The organism is Rhizobium sp. J15 (assembly GCF_002531825.1).
Lineage (GTDB): Bacteria > Pseudomonadota > Alphaproteobacteria > Rhizobiales > Rhizobiaceae > Rhizobium.
In genome coordinates this window covers 14,373-35,938 of sequence record NZ_NWSX01000060.1, presented here as the reverse complement: position 1 = coordinate 35,938, position 21,566 = coordinate 14,373, and the positions used below count along the sequence as shown (strand labels likewise).

20 protein-coding genes are annotated in these 21,566 nt (G+C 59.9%); 18 read left to right on the top strand and 2 right to left on the bottom strand.

Translation table 11 applies throughout. The features are described from left to right. The 3 genes from CO670_RS29805 to CO670_RS29795 form a co-directional block, all read left to right on the top strand. Positions 1-894, top strand: an 894-nt coding sequence (locus CO670_RS29805) for a calcium-binding protein (RefSeq protein WP_141502442.1), incomplete at its 5' end; no start/stop codon positions are given. Positions 895-910: 16 nt separating this feature from the next. Further along, positions 911-2,665, top strand: coding sequence for a type I secretion system permease/ATPase (locus CO670_RS29800; RefSeq protein WP_097593572.1), 1,755 nt, complete (start codon positions 911-913; stop codon positions 2,663-2,665). Further along, entirely contained in the window at positions 2,662-3,972 is a 1,311-nt protein-coding gene (locus CO670_RS29795; protein WP_097593570.1) for an HlyD family type I secretion periplasmic adaptor subunit, read from the top strand. Before CO670_RS29800 ends, CO670_RS29795 begins: the two co-directional genes overlap by 4 nt. Positions 3,973-3,989: 17 nt before the next feature. Here CO670_RS29795 and CO670_RS29790 read toward each other — a convergent pair whose 3' ends face one another. Then, positions 3,990-5,162 (bottom strand): acyltransferase family protein, encoded by a 1,173-nt coding sequence (locus CO670_RS29790; RefSeq protein ID WP_141502439.1) that lies wholly within the window; start codon positions 5,160-5,162, stop codon positions 3,990-3,992. A 721-nt stretch (positions 5,163-5,883) separates the two neighbouring features. Here CO670_RS29790 and CO670_RS29785 point away from each other — a divergent pair. From CO670_RS29785 to CO670_RS29735, 11 genes are all read left to right on the top strand, one after another. Continuing rightward, positions 5,884-6,504 carry a cupin domain-containing protein gene (locus CO670_RS29785; RefSeq protein ID WP_097593566.1) on the top strand — a complete coding sequence of 207 codons (621 nt, stop codon included), beginning with the start codon at positions 5,884-5,886 and terminating at the stop codon, positions 6,502-6,504. Between the two features lie 136 nt (positions 6,505-6,640). Next, positions 6,641-7,582 carry a substrate-binding domain-containing protein gene (locus CO670_RS29780; protein ID WP_097593565.1) on the top strand — a complete coding sequence of 314 codons (942 nt, stop codon included), beginning with the start codon at positions 6,641-6,643 and terminating at the stop codon, positions 7,580-7,582. A 70-nt stretch (positions 7,583-7,652) separates the two neighbouring features. Next, positions 7,653-8,450 (top strand): ATP-binding cassette domain-containing protein, encoded by a 798-nt coding sequence (locus CO670_RS29775; RefSeq protein WP_097593563.1) that lies wholly within the window; start codon positions 7,653-7,655, stop codon positions 8,448-8,450. 38 nt (positions 8,451-8,488) lie between these two features. After that, entirely contained in the window at positions 8,489-9,457 is a 969-nt protein-coding gene (locus CO670_RS29770; RefSeq protein WP_245426121.1) for an ABC transporter permease, read from the top strand. 2 nt (positions 9,458-9,459) lie between these two features. Further along, the gene (locus tag CO670_RS29765; protein ID WP_097593560.1) at positions 9,460-10,551 is read left to right on the top strand and encodes a phosphotriesterase; all 1,092 of its coding nucleotides are present in this window, start codon (positions 9,460-9,462) and stop codon (positions 10,549-10,551) included. A 28-nt stretch (positions 10,552-10,579) separates the two neighbouring features. Next, the gene (locus CO670_RS29760) at positions 10,580-11,344 is read left to right on the top strand and encodes a glutamine amidotransferase (protein WP_097593558.1); all 765 of its coding nucleotides are present in this window, start codon (positions 10,580-10,582) and stop codon (positions 11,342-11,344) included. Between the two features lie 17 nt (positions 11,345-11,361). After that, positions 11,362-12,267, top strand: coding sequence for a ribokinase (locus CO670_RS29755; protein ID WP_097593557.1), 906 nt, complete (start codon positions 11,362-11,364; stop codon positions 12,265-12,267). Positions 12,268-12,272: 5 nt separating this feature from the next. Continuing rightward, positions 12,273-13,106, top strand: coding sequence for a BtpA/SgcQ family protein (locus CO670_RS29750; protein ID WP_097593580.1), 834 nt, complete (start codon positions 12,273-12,275; stop codon positions 13,104-13,106). Then, complete coding sequence (locus tag CO670_RS29745; protein ID WP_097593556.1) at positions 13,103-14,359, top strand: Zn-dependent hydrolase; 1,257 nt, start codon at positions 13,103-13,105, stop codon at positions 14,357-14,359. Before CO670_RS29750 ends, CO670_RS29745 begins: the two co-directional genes overlap by 4 nt. A 271-nt stretch (positions 14,360-14,630) precedes the next feature. Next, complete coding sequence (locus CO670_RS29740; RefSeq protein ID WP_245426119.1) at positions 14,631-15,416, top strand: fumarylacetoacetate hydrolase family protein; 786 nt, start codon at positions 14,631-14,633, stop codon at positions 15,414-15,416. A 116-nt stretch (positions 15,417-15,532) separates the two neighbouring features. Continuing rightward, the gene (locus tag CO670_RS29735; protein ID WP_245426116.1) at positions 15,533-16,108 is read left to right on the top strand and encodes a carboxymuconolactone decarboxylase family protein; all 576 of its coding nucleotides are present in this window, start codon (positions 15,533-15,535) and stop codon (positions 16,106-16,108) included. 197 nt (positions 16,109-16,305) lie between these two features. Here CO670_RS29735 and CO670_RS29730 read toward each other — a convergent pair whose 3' ends face one another. Then, positions 16,306-17,307, bottom strand: a complete 1,002-nt coding sequence (locus CO670_RS29730) for a LacI family DNA-binding transcriptional regulator (protein ID WP_097593577.1) — start codon at positions 17,305-17,307, stop codon at positions 16,306-16,308. Positions 17,308-17,676: 369 nt separating this feature from the next. On the opposite strand from CO670_RS29730, the gene CO670_RS29725 reads away from it, so the two are divergent. From CO670_RS29725 to CO670_RS29710, 4 genes are read left to right on the top strand one after another with little or no spacing between them, the layout of a single operon-like run. Then, positions 17,677-18,522: a branched-chain amino acid ABC transporter permease gene (locus tag CO670_RS29725; protein WP_176539055.1), complete on the top strand. Its 846-nt coding sequence runs from the start codon at positions 17,677-17,679 to the stop codon at positions 18,520-18,522. Between the two features lie 2 nt (positions 18,523-18,524). Beyond that, positions 18,525-20,267: a branched-chain amino acid ABC transporter ATP-binding protein/permease gene (locus CO670_RS29720; protein ID WP_097593552.1), complete on the top strand. Its 1,743-nt coding sequence runs from the start codon at positions 18,525-18,527 to the stop codon at positions 20,265-20,267. Then, on the top strand, positions 20,257-20,964 hold the full coding sequence (locus CO670_RS29715; RefSeq protein ID WP_097593551.1) for an ABC transporter ATP-binding protein: 708 nt from the start codon (positions 20,257-20,259) through the stop codon (positions 20,962-20,964). Before CO670_RS29720 ends, CO670_RS29715 begins: the two co-directional genes overlap by 11 nt. Beyond that, positions 20,954-21,532: a cupin domain-containing protein gene (locus tag CO670_RS29710; RefSeq protein ID WP_097593550.1), complete on the top strand. Its 579-nt coding sequence runs from the start codon at positions 20,954-20,956 to the stop codon at positions 21,530-21,532. The genes CO670_RS29715 and CO670_RS29710 overlap by 11 nt, the downstream gene beginning before the upstream one ends. The last annotated feature ends 34 nt before the right edge of the window (positions 21,533-21,566 follow it).

The window sequence follows — 21,566 nt, the reverse complement described above, 5'->3', positions numbered from 1 at the left end:
CTCGACGACTATTATGGCCGTGGCACCGACAGCATTGCCTTTGCCGACGGCACGACGTGGACGCGCGATACGATGCGGGCGATATTGCTGGCCCAGACCTCGACATCGGGCGACGATGTGGTCACCGGTTTTGGTGCGGCCGACATCATCAATACAGGCGCCGGCAACGACACGATCGATGCCAGCGGTGGCAATGACAGCATCACCGGTGGAATCGGCAACGATACTATTACCAGCAGCTACGGCAACGACATGATCTATTATGCTCGCGGTGACGGAAACGACACGATCATGGAGTGGGGCGAGTGGGATGCCAACGACCGGCTGGTGCTCTCTGGCATCAACCCGGCTGATGTGACGCTGGTGCGCAACGGCAACGATGTGACGCTTGTCATCGCCGAGAGTGCGGCGGGTGCGGGCGATGGCGGCAGCATCCTGCTCAAAGGGAATCTCAACGAGTACTATCAGAGCGGCATTGACACCGTCGTCTTCGCCAACGGGACGACATGGAACAGGAATGATCTGAGGTCGCATATTTCCTATGTCGGGGGAACCTCAGGCAACGACACTATCACGGGGACCACCGGCGCCGACAGCATCCACGCAGGGGCCGGCGACGATATACTTATCGGCTTGGACGGAGACGACACGTTTGTATTCAGGTCTGCCTTCGGCGGCGACATCATAAATGATTTCGTGGCAGGAGCGCAGAGCGCCGACATCATTGACGTCGGCATGGATATGTTTGCCGACTTTGCCTCAGTGCTAGCCGCTGCCAGCCAGGTCGGAGCCGACACGGTAATTGCCCATGACGCCAACACGTCGATCACCCTGAAAAACGTCGCGCTGGCTAACCTCCATCAGGACGACTTCCGCTTTACGGCTTCGGCGTGACAAAGGGGAAATCGACTTGAACAACGCCGCAGAACAACCGTCACAAGTGTTTCTTGTGGCGGTCCTGTCGTCGCTTCGTAAGGCCCTCCTAGGTGTCGGCCTGACGAGCGGTGTCATCAACATCCTCGCCCTAACCGGCTCAATTTTCATGCTTCAGGTTTACGACCGGGTCATTCCCGGACGAAGCTTGCCGACATTGGTCGGATTGGGGATCATTACCGCGACGCTGTTTGTCTTCCAGGGTTTGCTGGAACTGATACGGTCGTTGATCCTCGTCAGGGTTGGAACAGCAGTCGATGAACGCTTCGGGGACCGTGTCTACGGCTCCCTAGTCTTATTGCCGTCGCGCATGCAAATGCCGGGCGACGGATTGCAAAGCGTTCGCGACCTCGACACCGTCCGCGGCTTTCTATCGGGGCAGGGGCCGACGGCTCTGTTCGACATGCCCTGGATGCCCTTCTATCTCTTCCTTTGTTTCCTCTTCCACTTCTGGATCGGTGTGACTGCGCTCGCCGGGGCACTTATGCTCATCTGCCTGACGATGCTGACGGAAGTCCGCTCGCGCCAACCGGCAAAAGAAGCGGCCAAGCTTTCGGCCGAGCGCATCAACCTTGCCGAGGCGACCAAACGAAATTCGGAAGCAGTCCTCGCGATGGGCTTCGGCCATTTCATTGGCGAGCGGTGGACCGATCTCAATCGGCGATACCTTGCAAACCACATCGCCGCCAGCACTGTCACAGGTGGGTTGGCGACAGCGTCAAAGATCCTGCGCATGATGCTGCAGTCGGGTGTTCTCGCCGTCGGCGCTTTTCTGGTCATTCGCCAAGAGGCGACGGGCGGCATCATGATTGCAAGCTCGATCCTGGTGAGCCGGGCGCTGGCGCCTGTAGAACTCGCCATCGGACAATGGAAGGGCTTCGTTGCCGCTCGTCAAAGCTGGACACGGCTGACAAAGCTGATGACGCTCATGTCGTCGGATCAGCGTGAAGTCGCTTTGCCGGCGCCGCGCGAGAGCTTGGTCGTCGAGAACCTTCAGATCGCCGCCCCAGGTAATCGCAACCTCATAGTTAAAGGGGTCTCCTTCAAGGTCTCGGCAGGCGAGGCGGTCGGGGTAATTGGTCCAAGCGCATCGGGGAAATCCACACTCGCGCGCGCGATCACAGGCCTTTGGCTGCCGTTAGGAGGCGCTGTGAGGCTCGACCAGGCATTGCTTACCCAATGGGAGCCGAGCGAACTCGGTCGCCATCTTGGCTATCTACCGCAGGACGTCTCGCTCTTCGACGGCTCGATCGCTCAGAACATTGCGCGTTTCGATCCGAAGGCCGACTCCGAGGCTGTCATCTCCGCGGCCAAAGCTGCAGGCGTCTACGATATGATCGTACAGTTCCCCGATGGGTTCGACACAAAGGTCGGGGAGCATGGATCGGTTCTGTCGGCCGGCCAGCGTCAGCGTATTGCGCTCGCCCGTGCACTTTATGGCGAGCCGTTCCTCGTGGTTCTCGATGAGCCGAATTCCAATCTCGACGTCGATGGCGAGGCCGCTTTGACAAGAGCAATCTCCGGCGTTCGTGCAAGGGGAGGCATTGCTGTTGTGATCGCGCACCGGCCGAGTGCGCTCACTGCCGTGGATCAGGTTCTTGTCATGGGCAATGGCCAGATGCAGGCCTTCGGGCCCAAGGACGAGGTGTTGAAGAAGACTACGGCGAGGCCGCCCATGCCAATGCCGCAGCCCATGCGTCTGCTGGTCGGCGGCGAGGAGACGGGATCATGAGCGAGACCGGAGCGCCATCGGCGGAACGCGCGATCCGGAAGTTGACAGCCGTTGCCCTCGGCATCGTCGTCCTGCTTGGCGGCGTGATGGGCGGTCTCGCCGCCACCACCCACCTTTCGGGCGCCGTCATCGCATCCGGAACGGTCGTCGTCGATACCTATGTGAAGCCGGTACAGCATCAGAAGGGCGGCACCGTCGGCCAGATTTTCGTCAAGAATGGCGATTTGGTGAAAGGCGGGCAGATCCTCATCCATCTGGACGACACCCAGACACGCGCTAATCTCGCCATCATTACAAAGCGTCTGAACGAGCTTTCCGCAAGAACGGCACGACTCATGGCCGAACGCGACGGCGTGCCGTCGATCAATTTTTCGCAGGAACTGCTGGCGAGGGCCAGCGACCCGGAGGTGGCGCGCTCGATCGAGGGTGAGAAGCGTCTCTTTGCCGACCGTAGGTCGTCACTCGTGGGGCGCAAAGCTCAATTGCGCGAGCGGATCCAGCAACTCAAGCAGGAAACCGAGGGCCTGGTCGCTCAGGAAACCGGCAAGCGCCAGGAAATTGCGCTGATCGAAAAGGAGCTCGAAAGCGTGCAGCGCCTGTTCGATCAAGGGCTCGTCCCCGCCAACCGGGTTTACGCACTCCAACGGGAGGCGGCGAGCCTGACAGGGGAACTCGGCAGTTTAGTTGCGACCGAGGCGCAGACGAAGGGAAAGATCACGGAAACTGAACTCCAAATCATCCAGATCGATGATGACCAGCGCAGCGAGGTCTCCGATCAGCTTCGGCAAGCCGAGGGCGATATCGGCGAATATTCCGAACGCCTTGTCGCTGCTGAGGATGACCTGCAACGTATCGATATTAGAGCGCCGCAGGGCGGCATCGTGCATCAGCTTGCCGTCCACGCACCGGGCGCCGTCATCGCCCCGGGTGAGGCGATCATGCAGATCGTCCCGGACGGGGATGCGCTGATTGCCGAGGTCAAGCTCTCGCCGACCGACATCGATCAGGTAACCATTGGGCAAACAGTGCATCTGCGGTTTTCCGCCTTCAGCCAGCAAAACACGCCTGAGCTGAATGGCGTCGTAACGAGTGTGGCGGCGGACCTCACGGCGGATCAGCGGTCGGGTCTCAGCTATTATGTCGTTCGCGCCAAGGTTTCCGATGGAGAGTGGCAGCGGCTCGGCCAGGTCACACCTGTTCCCGGCATGCCAGTCGAAGCTTTTATACAGACTGGCGAGCGGACTGCTCTGGCCTATCTGACGAAGCCCTTGATGGATCAGGTCGCGCGGGCATTCAAGGAAGAGTAGGGAAACTAGAATCCTGATTAGCTTGGCTGGTCAGCAAGCCCAGAGGATCGATGCAGCCGGTTTGCCAGCGCCGACAGAAACCGCTTCAGCTCATAGCTCATCGCACACAGTAGGCAGGTCGCCAGCAGCACGGGGATTGACGACCAAAGCTGCAGCAATCCCGAGTGCTTCAGCAGATAGGCCAGCAGCACGATGAATGTCTGATGTAGGACATAGTAAGTCAAAACTGCTCTATTGAGATAGGCCACTACAGGATTGGGACGGGTGATCAGCCGCCGCGCAAATGCCAGGATCGTCAGCAGCGTGCACCATTGGAACATTGAGCGGATCATCCGCATGGCAATAAGCATCTCCGGCGGCCATTGATCGCGCGGCAGCGTCAAAACGACTGCTGCCAACAGTGTACCCGAGAACAGGGAAATCAGTGCACATCGCCACTTGCAACGGTCGATCTCTTGCCAGAAGGAGGCATGGCCTGCCAGGAGAGCCCCCGCGAGGAACATTGGGAGGTAGACTGCATGAGCGCAATAATCATGCATGAAGTCCAACGTCTCGCCGAATGCGGGATAGAGCGTCGTTCGTGCAGCTGTCAGGTAGAGCACAGGTAGCAGGAGGAGCCATCGACCCCGTAATGTACCAGCCAGCGAGGCAGAAAGCTTGTCGGGCACGTGAGGGCCAAATCGGTGCATAAGCGACCAAACGAGTGTATAAAACCACAAATAGAGCAGAAACCACAGATGCTCAAACTGAATTCCGCCGTGGATGTAGTACGTCCAAAATTCCCAGTAGGTCATCCGCTCCCAAAATGAATCATATTGTCCGACGTAAATCTGGGGAGGGACGATGAACAGAACACCAAAAATAAACGGCGGCAGAAGTTGCCTTGACCTTGCACTACGGATTTCGCCGGCCGAACGGCGCTCGAAAAGCGATGCAGTAACAATGCCCGAAATGAAAAACAGCAGGCTCATCCGCCAAGGATGCGAAGCCACAGCGATGAGATCGACCACCCGGTTTGGGTCATCGGAATTTAAGTGCCATGACCGCGTACCGTAAAGCAGACTGGTATGAAATAAAATCAACAAGCCGAAACTTGCTACTCTTAGAAAGTCGATTTCATGACGCCGCCCTTGCTCGGCCATAGGCAATGACATTTGTGCGCAACCGTTTTTCAAAAATATCTTGGACAACTTCTAATAGCGTTAATCCTCCTAATAACGGATAAAGGAATATAGTAAATGCACGTGTTGCATGTAGCCAAGAGGCATTGCACCTCATTGTGACGGATCTGCCTTCGGGGCGGCCGTTCGAGTCGTCGGCGAGCTCGGAGATGGTTTATAACTCACGGCCAAAGGCGGCTAAGGCCGTGCAAGACGTCCGCTGACCAGCCCGCAGCCCTTGATAACAAGGTCAAGCGGCGAATAGCCGGCCACGGGGCGAGTCGAACGCTTCACCGGTAACGTCGCCGTTCTCCGCCTACCTGTCCGATGGCCCGGCGAGCATCGGCAGTGCCATCGTTTCCTTCACGGCCGGTTCCCGTAGGCCTGGCGTACCATGCACTCGGCTACACTCTTTTGGTGGTCTCCGATCGCGACCTCGTTCAAAAGGAAGGTCAGGCTGCCTTAGCTGATTGAGCCCGGCAATGTCGTCGGACACCGAAGGCGCCGACAACCTGCAGGTCGCGAACTGCCGATGGTGACGAAGATCGCCAGCAGGAGTTTTCATTTATACGTGGGAAAAAGCAGCGGGTCGTAGGTTCACATCCCTTCAAGGCGCTTTGTAAGTCCGACGAGCCACCGGCGGATCATATTCGCGCAAGCCAGCGTAACTCTTGGCTTAAAGCATTCTAACTGGACAGGGCTTAACTGAAGGACTTATGATTAGAGCGCCGATCAATGCGATGCCTCTAACATGAATATGGTCAATCCGCCTTTGCCGTCTGAAACTAGCCGGGAGGACAAGATTCAGTCGAATCCGGTGCGGCTTGGTGCGCGCCTCAAGCTTACGCGGCAGACGCGTGGGCTGACGCTGAAGGCGTTGGCACTGTCTGCGGATTGTTCCGAAAGCCTGCTGTCCAAGATCGAGAACGGCAAGGCTTCGCCATCGTTACCCATGTTGCATCGGCTGGTGCAGGCGCTCGATTCCAATATCGGTTGGATGTTCGAGGAGACGGATGCCGACGAGGGCGTGGTGTTTCGCGCCGGCACGCGGCCGTTGATCTCGCTCGATCCGCTACGGCGCGGCGAGGGCATATCGCTCGAGCGCATAATTCCCTATTCGCAGGGCCATCTGCTCCAGTGCAACATTCACCATATCGATGTGGGCGGCGAGAGCGCCGGGCCGATCCAGCATGTCGGCGAAGAAGTGGGCTACGTCCTCGTCGGCGAGATCGAACTGATGATCGGCGACAAGACCTTTCGCCTGTCCGCCGGAGATAGTTTCGTTTTCAATTCGGAGCTAGCCCATTGGTATCGCAATGTCGGAAACCAGCGCGCCTCGATTTTCTGGGTAAATACCCCGGCAACATTTTGATTTAAATCAAGAAAGTTTCCAAGTTAACTTTTGCGATTACCGACATTCAAGTGACTTGACAATAATTCAAGTCACTTGAATAATGCCCTTGTAAATTCTGTTGCCGTCCGCGGCTTCTAACAAGGGGAACCTAAAAATGGGTCGGACCAAATATTTTCTCGGCTGCGCTGCAGCCGCAGCCATGACGTTTTCCATGGGTGTTTCCAGCGCCTTTGCCGATACATACGCGCTCGTCACTATCAACCAGCAGGCACTCTTCTTCAACCAGATCAATGACGGCGCCAATGCCGCGGCCAAGGCTGCAGGTGCCGATCTCGTCATCTTCAACGCCAACAATGTACCTTCGGCGCAGAACGATGCGATCGAAACCTACATCACGCAGAAAGTCGACGGCATCATTCTGGTCGCTATCGATGTCAACGGCGTGAAGCCGGCCATCACTGCTGCCAAGAATGCCGGCATTCCGGTCATCGCAATCGATGCGCAGATCCCGGAAGGCGACAACATCGCCTTCGTCGGCGTCGACAACACTGCGGCCGGTGGCGAGATCGGCAAGTTCTTTTCCGACTATGTGAAGAGCGACATGGGTGGCGCCGCCAAGGTCGGCGTCGTCGGCGCGCTTAACTCCTTCATTCAGAACCAGCGCCTCGACGGCTTCAAGGCTGCCGTGAGCGAGGGCGGCCAGAAGGTCGAGTTCCTCAATACCGTTGATGGCCAGAACGTGCAGGACGTCGCGCTGTCCGCTGCCGAAAACCTGATGACGGCCAACCCTGACATGACAGCGCTCTATGCGACCGGCGAGCCGGCGCTGCTCGGCGCGGTTTCCGCTGTTGCCAGCCAGGGTCGCGGTGATAGCATCAAGGTCTTCGGTTGGGATCTGACGAAATCCGCCATCGATGGCATCGACCAAGGGTTCGTTACAGCTGTTATCCAGCAGGATCCGGCCGGTGAGGGCAAGGCCGCGGTCGAGGCGCTCGTCAAGGTCAAGAAGGGCGAAAAGATCGAGCCGATCATCAACGTGCCGGTCACCATCGTCACCAAGGCAAATGTCGATCAGTATCGCGCTATGTTCAAGTAAGCCGAACTGCCGTCGCCGCCCTGCCTGTCGATCAAGCTGGGCGGCCGGATTTTCAGCAAGGGCATTGAATATGACCGACACGCAAGTCAGCCGCGTCCGCATGACCGGCATTTCCAAGCGCTATGGTGCGCTGCAATCGCTCGACAACGCCTCACTCGATCTGAAGCCCGGGGAAGTCCTCGGCCTGGTGGGGGACAACGGCGCAGGCAAATCCACCATCAGCAAAGTTTTGTCCGGCGCCGTGATCCCGGACGCCGGCACCATTGAGATCGACGGCAGAGAGGTCGCCTTCACCTCGCCGGCAGATGCGCGCGCAGCGCGTATCGAGATGGTTTACCAGGATCTGGCGCTCTGTGACACGATCGATGTCGCTGGCAATCTCTTCCTGGGTCGCGAGCCGAAACGGCGGGTGGCCGGCTTACCGATGCTCGACAAGAAGCTGATGCATGAGCGGGCGCACGACATGCTCTCCAATCTCGGCATCGTCATTCCCGATACACACATGAAGGTGGAAAACCTTTCGGGCGGCCAACGCCAGTCTATCGCCATCGGCCGTGCCGCGTCCTTCAACCCCTCAGTGCTCATCATGGACGAGCCGACGGCGGCACTCGCCGTCGCCGAGGTGGAGGCGGTGCTCGAGCTCATCCGCACCGTCTCGCGACGCGGCGTTTCCGTCATCCTCATCACGCATCGCCTGCAGGACCTCTTCCTCGTCTGCGACCGCATCCAGGTCATGTATGAGGGGCGTAACGTCGCCGAGCGTCGGATCGAGGACACGAATATCGAGGATGTCGTCAATCTCATCGTCGGGCGAAAATTTGCCGCCCGGTCCGCAGGCCATAACCGGGAAAGAGGCGCTTCCGCATGAGTTCCGAACCCAACGCCTATGCCAGCCATCCGCCCCGCATGCGCGAGACGACGATCCTCGACAAGGTCGTGGCCAATGGCGGCGTCATGTCGATCGCGCTGTTCTTCGTCGTCTGTTGCCTGTTCTTTTCGGTGACAACGGATGCCTTCCTGACCGCGCCGAATCTCCTCAACGTCATCCGGCAATCCGCGCCGTTGCTGATCGTCGCGGCGGCCATGACCTTCGTGATCACGACGGGCGGTATCGATCTTTCGGTCGGCTCCGTTCTCGCCTTGACGGCTACGCTTTCGGCGGCAGCCCTCCAAGTCGGCGTGCCCTGGCCATTGGCTATCGTGCTGATGTTGCTGCTCGGCGGCGTGGTGGGCGTCATTCAGGGTTATTTTATCGCCTATGAGCGTATCCCCGCCTTCATCGTCACGCTTGCCGGCCTTTCCGTGATCCGTGGCTTTGCGCTGCTCATCACCGGCGGTTATTCGATCCCCATCGAGCCGACGAGCCCCTTCGTGGCGCTCGGCCGCGCCTGGGTGCTCGGCATTCCCGCTCCGGCGCTGATCGCCATCGTCATCCTCGCCGTCGCCTATATCGCCTTCAACGAAACCCATTTCGGTCGTTACGTCACGGGCGTCGGCGCCAACGCCGAGGCGACACGGCGAGCAGGCGTCAACACGCGCCAGGTCATCCTCCGGGTGTATGTGCTCTCGGGTACGGCGGCAGCAGCAGCCGGCGTCATCCTCGCCGCCCGTCTCGGTTCCGGCTCGTCGAATGCGGGACAGGGCTTCGAGCTCGATGTCATCGCAGCCGTGGTGCTCGGCGGCACCAGCCTCTTTGGTGGACGCGGCTCTCTCGTGGGGACCGTGCTCGGCGCGCTCACCGTCGCAGTGCTCGCAAACGGCCTTATCCTCTCGCATCTGTCGCCCTTCTTCACGCCGATCGTCACCGGCTTCATCATCCTCGTCGCGATCTGGCTGAATTTCCGCCTGTTCCGCGGCGGCGCAAAGGGGCGCTGAGAATGCTCGATGATCTCTTCAGGGACGCGCCGAAAACTCGTCATCCCATCGGGGTGAAATCCGGCGCCGCCATGACCGTCACCGGCCCTGTCCCGGTGGAGGATCTCGGCGTGACGCTAATGCACGAGCATATCTTCCTCGATGGCGCGACCAGCTGGATCTGCCCCTGTCATCCGGACGAAAAGGCGATCGCCGAACAGAAGGTCTCCATCGAGATTATCGGCGACTTGCGCATGAACCCCTATATGAACCGGGACAATGTCTCGCTTGATGACGGGGACCTGGCGCTTGGTGAGCTCAAGCGGTTCCAGGCGCTGGGCGGCTGTACCGTGGTCGAAATGACCAATTTCGGCATCGGCCGTGATGCGGCAGGGCTTGCCCGCATCGCGCGCATGTCGGGGCTGCGGATCATCATGGGGACCGGCTTCTATCTGGAGCACACCCATCCCGACTGGCTGAAAGCCATGGATGTCGACGCGGTCACGCAGTTCATCGTCGATGACGTCGGCGGCGGCGAGACGCAGCCGGAGATCATGGCAGGTATTATCGGTGAGGTTGGCGTCAGCCGGAATTTCACCGCCGAGGAGGAGAAATCCTTGCGCGCTTCAGCGCGGGCGTCGCGCATCACCAGCCTGCCGCTCTCCATCCACCTGCCGGGCTGGGAGCGTCTGGCGCATCGCGTGCTCGATGTGGTCGAGGAGGAGGGGGCAGATCCGCGCCATACCGTCCTTTGCCATATGAACCCCAGCCACAACGATCTCGACTACCAGACGGCGCTGGCAAGGCGCGGCGCCTTTCTGGAATACGACATGATCGGCATGGATTACTACTATGCCGATCAGGACGCCCAGTCGCCTTCTGACGAGGAGAATGCCCGTGCTATCGCCACCCTTGTCGACAAGGGTTTTGGCGACCGGCTGCTGCTGTCGCAGGATGTGTTCTTGAAGATCATGCTGACGCGCTACGGCGGCTTTGGCTATGGCTATATTCTCAAGCACTTCCTGCCGCGTCTGAAGCGCCATGGCGTCGATCAGGCGGCTATTGACCGCATGCTGATCGACAATCCGAAATCCGTCTTTTCCGCCATGCGCTGAGCGTTGGCCCATCGTCCAAGGAGTTTCCATGACCAAGAAGAAAGTGCTGCTCGCCGGCGAATCCTGGGTATCGACTGCCACCCATATCAAGGGCTTCGACCAGTTCCCGACCGTGACCTATCATACCGGGGCGGACGAACTGCTGAAGACCCTGGAGGATAGCCCCTTCGACGTTACCTTCATGCCGGCACACGAGGCGCAGAAGGAGTTTCCGAGCACACTCGAAGGCCTGCAGGCCTATGACGCCATCGTGCTCTCTGATATCGGCGCCAATACGCTCCTTCTGCATCCCGACACCTGGATTCACTCGCGTCGCACGCCGAACCGTCTGAAATTGCTGCGCGACTACGTTGCCCAGGGTGGTGCGCTCCTGATGTTCGGTGGCTACTATTCGTTCCAGGGCATCAATGGCGGCGCGCGCTTCCGAAACACAGCTGTCGAAGAGGTGCTGCCGGTGTCCTGCCTTTCCGTCGACGATCGTGTCGAGGTGCCGGAGGGCTTTACACCCGTTGTGTCGGGTGATGCTTCGCATCCGATCCTTGCGGGCATTGCCGGCGAGTTTCCCTATCTGCTCGGTTTCAACGAAGTGACGCTCAAGGAAGGCGCCAACCAGCTGATGACGGTTTCCTCCGAATACGGCTCGCTGCCGCTGCTCGTCACCGGTACCTATGGCGAGGGCCGCACGCTTGTCTGGACGTCCGATGTCGGCCCGCACTGGCTGCCGCCGGAATTCATCGCCTGGCCGGGCTATAAGACCCTGTTCGAACAGATGCTCGCCTGGGCAACGGACTGATCGGAAGGTCCAGGACCATGACCATCCACGTCGTCGGCAATGTCTGCGTCGATACGAGCTTTCGCCTGGAGCGGCTGCCGATGCCGGGCGAAACGCTAAACGCAGCCGCTGCCGGCGAAGGCGTCGGCGGCAAGGGAGCGAACCAGGCCGTTGCCGCCACTCGGGCAGGCGCGTCGGTGACGCTCTGGGCGCCCGTTGGCCGGGATGCCGCCGGCGACGGGATGGAGAGCGTGCTCTCCGCCGAGATTTCCGAACTGCGCCTCTCGCGGCTCGACCTGCCCAGTGATCGCTCGGTGATCCTGATTGATCGCCACGGCGAAAACGTCATCGTTACCGCCGCCGCCTGCGCGGAGGCGTTCGATCCGCTGGCAATGTGTCCACTCGCATCGACCTGGTGCGCCGGAGACATGTTGCTGATGCAGGGCAACCTGGGTGCCGATGTGACAGCGCAGTGCTTGAAGGCGGCGCACGCGGCCGGGCTTTTCACGGTCCTCAATCCAAGCCCGCTTCCTGCTGAAGAGCTGGATCTGGCGGCGGTGTCGCTTCTGATCGTCAACCGGCCGGAGGCCGAAGCCTTCACCGGCGAAACCCATGCTGACCGCGCTGCCGACCGCCTCCGTGCGATGGGTGTGGCCACAGTCATCGTAACGCTCGGTTCGGAGGGCGCCTTCGTTCTGGACGCATCTTCCTGGCTCCAGATCCCGGCTGAAAAACGTGAGGCCGTGGATACCAGCGGGGCCGGCGATTGTTTTGCGGGCACGTTGGCCGGGCTTCTTGCGCAGTGCGTGCCTCTTCCCGATGCCGCAAGACTTGCAACACGGGCGGCGGGTCTCGCGGTCGGCCGTGCCGGCACGCGTGCTTCTTTCCCCACCCGGGCGGAGCTCGCCGTCCTCACCAAGACATTGAAACTGGAAAACATGTGATCGCCATGAGCTACCCCATCGGACGGCAGGACAAGGATACGCTGAAGACGCTTTTCGGGCGCGACAAACCGGTGATCGGCGTGGTGCATCTGATGCCGCTGCCGGGCGCACCGCGCTATGACGACGGGGGCGTCGAGGAGATCTATGATCGCGGTCTTTCGGATGCGCGTGCTTACCTCTCGGGCGGCTGCGACGCCGTCATTGTCGAAAACCACGGTGATGTGCCGTTTGCCAAGCCCAACGATATCGGCCACGAGACGTCAGCGCATATGGCCGTTGTCGCCGACCGCATCCGCCGCGAGCTCGGTCGCCCGATCGGCATCAATGTGCTCGCCAATGCGGCGATCCCGGCGCTTGCCATCGCCTCTGCCTCGTCTGCCTCCTTCATTCGCGTCAACCAGTGGGCCAACGCCTATATCGCCAATGAGGGTTTCGTGGAGGGAGAATCGGCACGCGCCATGCGCTACCGTGCCCATCTGCGCGCCCGAGGCATCCGCATCTTTGCCGATGCCGACGTCAAGCATGGTGCACACGCCATCGTCGCGGACCGGCCGGTTGAAGAACAGGTGAAGGATCTCGTTTTCTTCGATGCCGATGTCGTCATCGCCACCGGTCAGCGCACCGGCCATGCCGCCGATCTTGATTATATCAGAATGATCAAGGAAGCGGGGTCGCTGCCGACATTGGTGGGTAGCGGCGTCACGCATGAGAATGCCAACGATATCTTGTCCGTCGCCGACGGTGTGATCATTGCAAGCGCCCTCAAATACGATGGCGTCTGGTGGAATGCGGTTGAGCTCGATCGAGTCAAGCGCTTCATTGCAGGCCTCGGCCGATGAGCATCAAGCCGGAGGTCAACGCCGCGCGCCTCCTTGCGTCCGTCGCCGATTTCGCAACGATCGGCGCGACGCCTGCCGGTGGTGTCAACCGGCCGGCCTTGGGCGTCGAAGACCGTGCGGCGCGCCGGCTGCTTGCCGAGCGTGCGCTTGCCCGCGGCTTCACCGTCTTTCAGGATGATATCGCCAATCTGTTCATTCGCCGGGAGGGCCGGGATGCTTTCCTGCCACCGCTCCTCATCGGCAGCCACCTCGACAGCCAGCCGACCGGCGGCCGCTTCGATGGCGCGCTTGGCACGCTCAGCGCATTTGAAGTGCTCGAAGCGCTCGCCGACGCCGGCATTGAGACCGACCGTGCCGTCGAAGTCGTCGCCTTTACCAACGAGGAGGGTAGCCGGTATTCGCCTGGCTGCATGGGGTCCATGGCCTTCGCCGGGGTGGGAACTATGGCGGACTGGGAGTCGATATATGCGACGGACGGCGCGCGGTTGGCCGATGAGCTGGCGACAACGCTCGCAACGCTGCCCGAAGCCGCAATGCGTTCAATAAGCCATGCCGTTTCTGCCTTTGTCGAACTGCATATCGAACAAGGCCCGATCCTTGAACAAGAAGATGTGCCGATCGGCGTGGTCACGGCAGTACAGGGCACGAAATGGCTTGAAGTGGTCTTCTCGGGTGTCGCCGCGCATGCCGGCACGACGCCGCTCGAATTCCGCAAGGATCCCATGAGCGCGGCAGCAGCCGCAATCGCAAGTCTTCAATCTGCGGTCATGCCCGCGGATCCGGAGGCACGGTTGACGGTCGGCCGTATCACCGCCGAACCGGGTTCCATCAACGTCATTCCCAGTTCTGTTGCCTTCACGGTCGATATCCGCCATCCGAACGCCGCTGCCCTCGCCGCAATGGACCAGCATGTGCGGAAGGAATGCGAGGCAGCGGCCGCGCGCTGGGACTGTGATGTTGCCATCAGCCAGCGCGTCGACATGGCACCAGGCCGCTTTGCATCATCGATCACAGGAACAATCGAGCAGGCCTGCAAAGCCCTTGGTCTCAAGAGCCGCCAAATGGTTTCCGGTGCCTTTCACGATGCGCTGTTTGTTAGCCGCATAGCCCCAACTGCCATGATCTTTGTCCCGTGTCGCGATGGTATCAGCCATAACGAGGCCGAGTTCGTAACCGACACGCATATGATTTCCGGTGCCCAGGTGTTGCTCAAAGTGGTCGAGTCGTTGGCGCTTATGGACCAGCTCGCGTGATTGTTTTATCGGCTGTCTCGTAAGTGAGGACCTATGGGTTACATCGCCTAACGCTCTTCTGGGGTTGTGCATCCCCAGTCTTAGGCTGATGTCCGGGGTTCGATCTTCATCAAGACGCCCGGCACTTTGAAAAGCCCAGGGTCGTCCTCGACCAACATCTTCTTTGATGCTCCGTTTGCGCCCTCGACAATAGTCGTCGCGCAACGGTGGTCCGACCGGGGACCGTCATGTGTTGACGACGCCGGCTGCATTGCGCTAACGTTAGCAAAAAATGGAGATCAAAATGAAGATTTTGCGTTATCGGGCGGTAGACGGAATTCACTACGGGATCGAAGCTGAGGGCAGGATTGAGCGGATCGCCGGCGATCCGTTCGAGGCTGTCGAGCGGACGGGAAAGGTGGATCGCCTTGCCGACATCCATCTGCTGTGCCCGGTCGAGCGGCCCCGGATATTCGGCGTCGCTTACAATTACCGGCAGCACACCGATGAGGCCGGAAAAGAGCAGCCGACGCTTCCGGTTCTGTTCATGAAGCCGAGCACGGCGGCGAGCGGCAATGGAGATGCCATTGAATATCCGAGCGATGGCGAAATCGTCCATTACGAGGCCGAGCTGGTGGCCATCATCGGCAAAAGCGGGCGCCATATCGGCAAGGAGCAAGCCTTGGAGCACGTTCTCGGCTATACCTGCGGCAACGATATCAGCGACCGCATCATCCAGCGGCAGGAAAGCAGGTTCGGCTGCCTGCTGGCCGGCAAGGGTTACGATACGTTTGCGCCGATGGGGCCGGCCATCGTCACGGATCTCGATCCGACGAACCTTGACGTCATCCTTCGTCAGAACGGCACCGTGAAACAGTCGGGCAATACGCGAGACCTCGTTTATCCGGTTGCCGACATCGTTGCTTATTTGAGCCGGTTCATGACACTGCTGCCCGGCGATGTGATCATGACCGGGACGCCCGCGGGCGTTGGGCCGATCGTTCCGGGCGACGAACTCGAGGTGGAGATTCCCGGTATCGGTATTTTGGGGAATCCGGTGGTTTCGGCACCGCACTGACCGGATTCTTGCAGGGCTTCGGCTGTGGCCGAAAATTCTGATTGACCTTAGGATCTCCGGCGCTATTAATGCTAACGTTAGCACCTGTTAATCGGTCGGTTCCGAACCGAGCCGCCTTGAACAGGGAGATTTGCGAAGACAACGCTGAGGGTGGAGAAATGGCACGCGTAAAATATGTCTCGAATACCGAACTGGCCGCGACGCAGCCAGCGCTCAATGAGCGCTTGCTGAAGGAGAGGAAAGTTCCGACCGGAAATATCTTCCTGGCGCTCGCCAACGCTCCCGCGATCCTCGGCGATTTCCTCACTTACGCCAATGCGGTGCGGGCTGCCGACCTCAGCCCGAAGCTGCGGGAGATGGCAATCCTCACGGTCGGGTACTGCACAAACTCTGAATATGAGGTGAAGCATCACCACTCTCATGGGCTCAAGGCTGGCCTCACGGAGGAGCAGTTCCATGCAATTCCACACTTCGAGACCTCGGATCTCTTTAACGAGCAGGAAAAGGCTGTGATGGCCTTTGCCAAGGAATCGACGCTGAACGTCGATGTTTCCGATGCGGTGTGGAACGGGGTTGCGAAGTTCCTGTCGGAGAAGCAACTTGTCGAACTCTCGATCAACGTCGCTTGGTACAATTCCGGCGTTCGCCTCATGGGCGCATTGAAGATCGACCTTGAAGAGGGATACCGCTGAGCAGTCAGGCGGCGCGCAAGCCGCGCCGCCTCGGCTTGCCGCATGGTCTAGCGGCGCTCATCGAGATCTTCCAGGGCTTTCAGCGTCCGGCCCTGGATACGGGATGAGTCGCAGCCGATCGAAGAGAGGTGCGTGTCGCCGGACGGGCGCCTCTCTCCGATCTCGCTTGCTGCGGGAAATCTGCAGCCTGTCGGCGTTCACGGAGCGCCCGTACTGCCGCGAATGACCAGATGGGGCGGAGAGATGAAGCTGTAGGGCTTGCTGAGGTCGCCCTTGTTCTGGAGGTGGTGCAGGAACCAAAGCCCGCAGGCGGTCGCCAATTCCGAAACGGGCAATTGGACTGTCGTCAGTCCCGGACCCCACCACCGATACCCAAGCTCATCGCCAAATCCGACGATCGAAATATCCCGAGGAACGCTCAAGGCCTGGTCCTGGATTTCGTCGATGACTCCGGAGGTGTTTTGAACTGCGCCGATCACAAGCGCCGTTGGTCGATCCTTTAGGGAAAGCAGGCGACGCACGGCCTCCCGTCCGAATTCGGGCGAGGAGGGGGCGCCAAGCTCCTCGTGAACGGTGATGGCTCGGCCGGAGCTTTTGACGGCGTCCCGGAAGCCCTGCACGCGAGCCGCGCCGGTGGGCAGTTCTTCCGTGCCGCCGACATAGGCGATCCGCTTGTGACCTGCATTGATGATATGTTCGGTGCTCTCGTAAAGCGCCCGTCTGTCATCGATCCCAAACCATTGGTCGCCGAGCAGCGGCGCTTTTCGCAGCAATTGGATGTGGGGCGTCATTTTCAGGATTCGCGCGGAATCGGGATGAGGTTTTGCGCTCGGGACCAGAATGATCCCGGCGACGTTGACGCTCGTGAGTTCCCTGATGTGGCGAAGCTCGTGCATTCTGTCGTCATCGGTTTCGCACAAGGTCAGCTGGTAATTCGCCGAAAGAAGGCACTGCGAGAGAGCGTGGGCAATCGTCGAATAAAAGCTGTTCCGGATATCCGGAACGATCAGCCCGACGAGATTGCTCTGCACCCCGCGCATCATGCGTGCAGCACGATTGGCAACATACCCCGCTTGAGCCGCGGCTTCGTTCACCTTTCGCTTCATCTCGGCGCTGATGCGGCGATCGTCCGCAAGGGCGCGCCCCACGGTCGAGGGGGAAACTTGAAGTATCGCCGCTATGTCTTTAATTGTTACCATCGTGTTTGGCTCGGAATGATCGCTTTGGCCAACGATAGCATTGGTATCGCGGTTGTCAAACCTTCTGTACCGTTTAAGTGGCAATCATTTGATTTTTCGCGTCCAGCACTTGGGTGCGGTCGCCGACTGCCATAAAAATCAAAAATATTCAGACACTTAAATCTGTGAATTGACGTTGCTGCGCCGATAGTGGTGCGTTCGCCCAGGCGCTTGTGGACCAATTAACTTCTTCAAAGCCGTTGACAGAAGGGTCGCCTTGTGGGACGAATGTTTGTGCGAACGTTAGCGCAAACGGGAGGAGGCATAACGTATGGATATCCTGGTGTTCCTGGCATCGATCATCACGTCCGCAGAGGGACGTAGATTCTGATGACCGTCGCTCTTTTCCTGCAATCCGCTGTTGGCGGCGTCCTGTTGGGCGGGATCTATGGCCTGCTGGCGATGGGTCTCAGTCTGAGCTGGGGCCTGTTGAAGCTTGTGAACCTCAGCCACTTCGCGCTGGCGTTCCTTGGCGCCTACCTGACCTACCAGCTCGGCACCGTCTATGGCGTTCCGGCATATTTGAGCGCTCTCCTGATCGCTCCGCTGTTCTTCGCGCTCGGCATCGCCCTGCACAGCGTGTTCGTGCGCTTCAAGGTGAAGGAATTCGCTTCTCTCCTGGTGACGTTCGGCGTCACGATCCTGATCGAGTCGCTGATCCAATGGATCTGGTCGGCCGACTTTCTTCGCTACGAAACGCCATATGCGCAGACCACCATCCGGCTCGGTCCGATCTTCGTGCCGGTATTGGATCTTTCCGCCTTTGCTTGTGCCGGCGTGCTTGCAGGAGCGGCCTGGTACGCGTTGAACAAGACCATGCTCGGCAAGGCACTGCGTGCCGCTGCCCATGACGCTCCCGTGGCGTCGGCTTTCGGAATCAATTCCACCCGCGTGTCATACATTCTGGCTGGTCTTTGCTCGGCAACAGCAGGTATCGCGGGTGTCTTCATTGCCCTGATCGGAACTTTGGCTCCATCTCAAATCGAGGCCTGGATCGGGGTCGTGTTTGCCGTCGCCATCATTGGTGGATTGGGCAGCCCCATCGGCGCGCTGGGTGCCGGAATGCTGATCGGCGTGGCCGAGAGCCTTACCATGTCCGTCGTGAACCCCGCTTGGGCGCCGCTCGTGGCATTCAGCGTGCTCATTGTCATCCTCCTGCGCAAACCGGTGATTTGACCATGAAAAAGCTCCTGATTGCAGCGCCTGTCGTGGCCGTCCTAGCCTCCCTGCCTTACCTGGGAATGGCGGATTATTACCTCTCTTACCTGTACATCATCTTCTTCTGGGTCGTGCTGGCGACGAGTTGGGGCATCCTGAGCGGTTACACCGGCTACTGGAGTTTCGGTCACGCCGCATTTTTCGGGATTGGCGTCTACACGACGGCCACGCTGGCAACGCAGCTGTCATGGCCTTTCGTCGCGACGATACCTGCGGCGGCGCTGCTTGCGGCGGCGGTCGCCGTTCTGATCGGCTTGGTCGTCTTTCGCTCGGGAGCCTTGCGCGGCGAATTCTTCGCGCTGCTGACGCTGTCGGTGACGTTCGTCATCGCGGCCATCGTGTCGAACACGGCGCTGGACTCGGGCACCGGCGTATTCCTCTCGGGGATCGAAATCCCGATGATCGGTGTAACGGCGTCCGGCTCCCTCTACATGTTCGGGCTTATCGCGGCTCTTGCCGCGCTGGCGACGTCCTATTTCATCTTTCACAGCAAATTCGGTCAGGGCCTGCTCGCAATCCACGACGATGAAGACGTTGCGGAAGTGAAAGGCGTTCCGACGTTCCGCTATAAGCTGATCTCGTTTGCGGTCTCATCGGCGCTAGCCGGCGCAATGGGTGCGATCCACGCCGTATATGTCGGTTACGTCACGGTTGGCGAGACATTTGCGGTGACCGTTCCTCTCTATGTCGTGCTCATGAGCATTCTTGGCGGAGCCCGCCATTGGGCTGGGCCTGCGATCGGCGCGGTCATCATCACCGTGCTGCAGAGCGCTATCGTCAGCGGCGCTCATGCGGAATTCGGCCGCGCGGGCGTGGCTCTTGCGCTGATCGTCGTCATCCTGGTGCTGCCGTCCGGCATCGTTCCCAGCCTTGTTCGCAGGTTTGCCGGCAGGCGCAACGGAACTGGCGCGCCGGCAGAGACCGCTGAGGCCGTTACGCAGTTTGCGCCTTCGGCGGCGGCAGGTTCCGGTCCCGTGCTTCTCAAATGCGAGGATGTCACCAAGTCCTTTGGCGGTATCCGCGCCTTGACCGGCGTGACCCTGGATGTTTGGCGGGGTGAAATCCTGGCCCTGGTTGGGCCAAACGGCTCCGGCAAGTCCACGCTGATCAATATGATCAGCGGCCACTACGCCATGACCTCCGGCAAGATCACCCTGGAAGGTGAGGAGATTTCCGGTCGATCACCGCATCTGATCGCGCAGCAGGGCGTGGCACGCACCTATCAGATCCCGCGCCTGTTCGATAACCTGACCGTCCTCGAAAACGTGCGGCTCTGCGCGAAGTTCGGCAGCGCGGATGGCATGGCCGCAGCTGCTGTCGAGGCGGTCACCAGGGAAGCGCTCGCCTTCACCGGCCTTGCCGGCAAGGCCAACGTGCTTCCCGAAACATTGAACCTACATGACCGAAAGTTTGTTGAATTCGCCAGAGCACTGGCCGCAAAACCGCGGCTGCTCCTGCTCGATGAGGTGCTTTGCGGCTTGAATCCGGCCGAGGTCGACCACGCGGTCGAAATGATCAAGCGGATCAAGGCCGGTGGCACGACGATCATCTTCGTCGAACACCTCATGCGTGCGGTTGTCGCACTGGCGGACCGTGTCGCAGTGCTGGATCAAGGCAAGGTTCTGGCGCTTGGGCATCCGGGCGAAACGATGCGGGATCCGGCAGTGGTCAGCGTATATCTGGGAGGCAGTCATGCTGCTTGATGTCGATAAGATCGAGGTCGGCTACGGAGACGCGATCGCTCTGTGGGACCTGTCCATCAGTGTAGGGCCAGGGGAGATCGTTTCGGTCGTCGGCCCGAACGGCGCGGGCAAGAGCACGCTGGTAAACGCCATCGCCGGCATTCTTCGCCCGCACAAAGGAAAGATCGTTATCGAGGGTAACGACGTTTCCAAAGTGCCGAGCCACCGGGTCTGCGACTACGGCATAGCGGTGGTCCCGGAAGGGCGGCGTCTCTTCACGGCGATGACGGTCCTGGACAACCTGTTGCTCGGTGCGTACCGCTCGCTCGCTCGTGCGGAGCGCGATGCCACACTCGCCGAGGTGTTTCAGCTTTTCCCTGTCTTGAAAGAGCGCCAGGATTCGTTGGCGGGCTCCTTGTCGGGTGGGCAGCAGCAAATGGTTGCGATCGGCCGTGGCCTGATGGCCAAGCCGCGCGTGCTGCTCATGGACGAGCCGTCACTCGGGCTGTCGCCTTTGATCGTCGGGGAAATGTTCAAAATCATTCAGATGATCAATGAGCGGGGCGTAGCCGTGCTGCTCGTCGAGCAGAACGTGAACAAGGCGCTTGAAATTGCCCATCAGGCATACGTGATCGAGCAAGGCCGCGTGACGGCCTCCGGAACGCCTGAGGTTCTCATCAATGATCCAAGCATCAGGGAGGCGTATCTTGGTATCTGAAAATTCGAGCGGGAGAATTCCTGCGCATATCAGACGCGTCGTCACGAAGCACGGCAGTCAGGGTGTCGCCGGGTTCGCGGAGGACGGCGCCGTTCCGCGCACTGATATATTCAGAACGGTCCCCGGACTGGTCTCGCGGATGGTCTGGTCGACTTCGGCTTCCACGACGGTTCCATTCGACGGGACCGATCCAACTCCGCTGGTGACGAGTTTCGTTCCCGAGCCGGGCGAAACGCGCTTTCTAGTGCTAACGTTCCCACCGGATGCGGTTTTCATGTCTCCGGATTTCGACGGTCCGGCGGCGATGGCGGAGAACCTGGTGGTCAGCCCGGGTTTGGCCGAACGTTTCGAGCCGGATGGCAAGCATCAGACTCCCACCGTCGATTGCGGCATCGTTCTCGACGGCGAGATCTGGATGGAGCTGGACGATGGCAATGAGGCCCGCCTGGGCCAGTTCGACACCTTCGTACAGAACGGAACGCGTCACGCCTGGCGAAACAAAAGCGACAGACCGGCAACCATCGCCGTGGTGCTGGTTGGCGCACGGACCGCCGATACGACGGATTAAGATGACGGCCTGCGAGCCTCGATGATCCAAAATC

What these genes read in the sequence shown, in the direction of transcription:
- CO670_RS29750 (WP_097593580.1), top strand. Translation starts at nt 12,273, where the DNA reads ATGAGCTACCCCATCGGACGGCAGGACAAGGATACGCTGAAGACGCTT.
- CO670_RS29720 (WP_097593552.1), top strand. Translation starts at nt 18,525, where the DNA reads ATGAAAAAGCTCCTGATTGCAGCGCCTGTCGTGGCCGTCCTAGCCTCC.
- CO670_RS29775 (WP_097593563.1), top strand. Translation starts at nt 7,653, where the DNA reads ATGACCGACACGCAAGTCAGCCGCGTCCGCATGACCGGCATTTCCAAG.
- CO670_RS29730 (WP_097593577.1), bottom strand. Translation starts at nt 17,307, where the DNA reads ATGGTAACAATTAAAGACATAGCGGCGATACTTCAAGTTTCCCCCTCG.
- CO670_RS29795 (WP_097593570.1), top strand. Translation starts at nt 2,662, where the DNA reads ATGAGCGAGACCGGAGCGCCATCGGCGGAACGCGCGATCCGGAAGTTG.
- CO670_RS29780 (WP_097593565.1), top strand. Translation starts at nt 6,641, where the DNA reads ATGGGTCGGACCAAATATTTTCTCGGCTGCGCTGCAGCCGCAGCCATG.
- CO670_RS29745 (WP_097593556.1), top strand. Translation starts at nt 13,103, where the DNA reads ATGAGCATCAAGCCGGAGGTCAACGCCGCGCGCCTCCTTGCGTCCGTC.
- CO670_RS29770 (WP_245426121.1), top strand. Translation starts at nt 8,489, where the DNA reads ATGCGCGAGACGACGATCCTCGACAAGGTCGTGGCCAATGGCGGCGTC.
- CO670_RS29740 (WP_245426119.1), top strand. Translation starts at nt 14,631, where the DNA reads ATGGAGATCAAAATGAAGATTTTGCGTTATCGGGCGGTAGACGGAATT.
- CO670_RS29760 (WP_097593558.1), top strand. Translation starts at nt 10,580, where the DNA reads ATGACCAAGAAGAAAGTGCTGCTCGCCGGCGAATCCTGGGTATCGACT.
- CO670_RS29765 (WP_097593560.1), top strand. Translation starts at nt 9,460, where the DNA reads ATGCTCGATGATCTCTTCAGGGACGCGCCGAAAACTCGTCATCCCATC.
- CO670_RS29785 (WP_097593566.1), top strand. Translation starts at nt 5,884, where the DNA reads ATGAATATGGTCAATCCGCCTTTGCCGTCTGAAACTAGCCGGGAGGAC.
- CO670_RS29755 (WP_097593557.1), top strand. Translation starts at nt 11,362, where the DNA reads ATGACCATCCACGTCGTCGGCAATGTCTGCGTCGATACGAGCTTTCGC.
- CO670_RS29715 (WP_097593551.1), top strand. Translation starts at nt 20,257, where the DNA reads ATGCTGCTTGATGTCGATAAGATCGAGGTCGGCTACGGAGACGCGATC.
- CO670_RS29725 (WP_176539055.1), top strand. Translation starts at nt 17,677, where the DNA reads ATGACCGTCGCTCTTTTCCTGCAATCCGCTGTTGGCGGCGTCCTGTTG.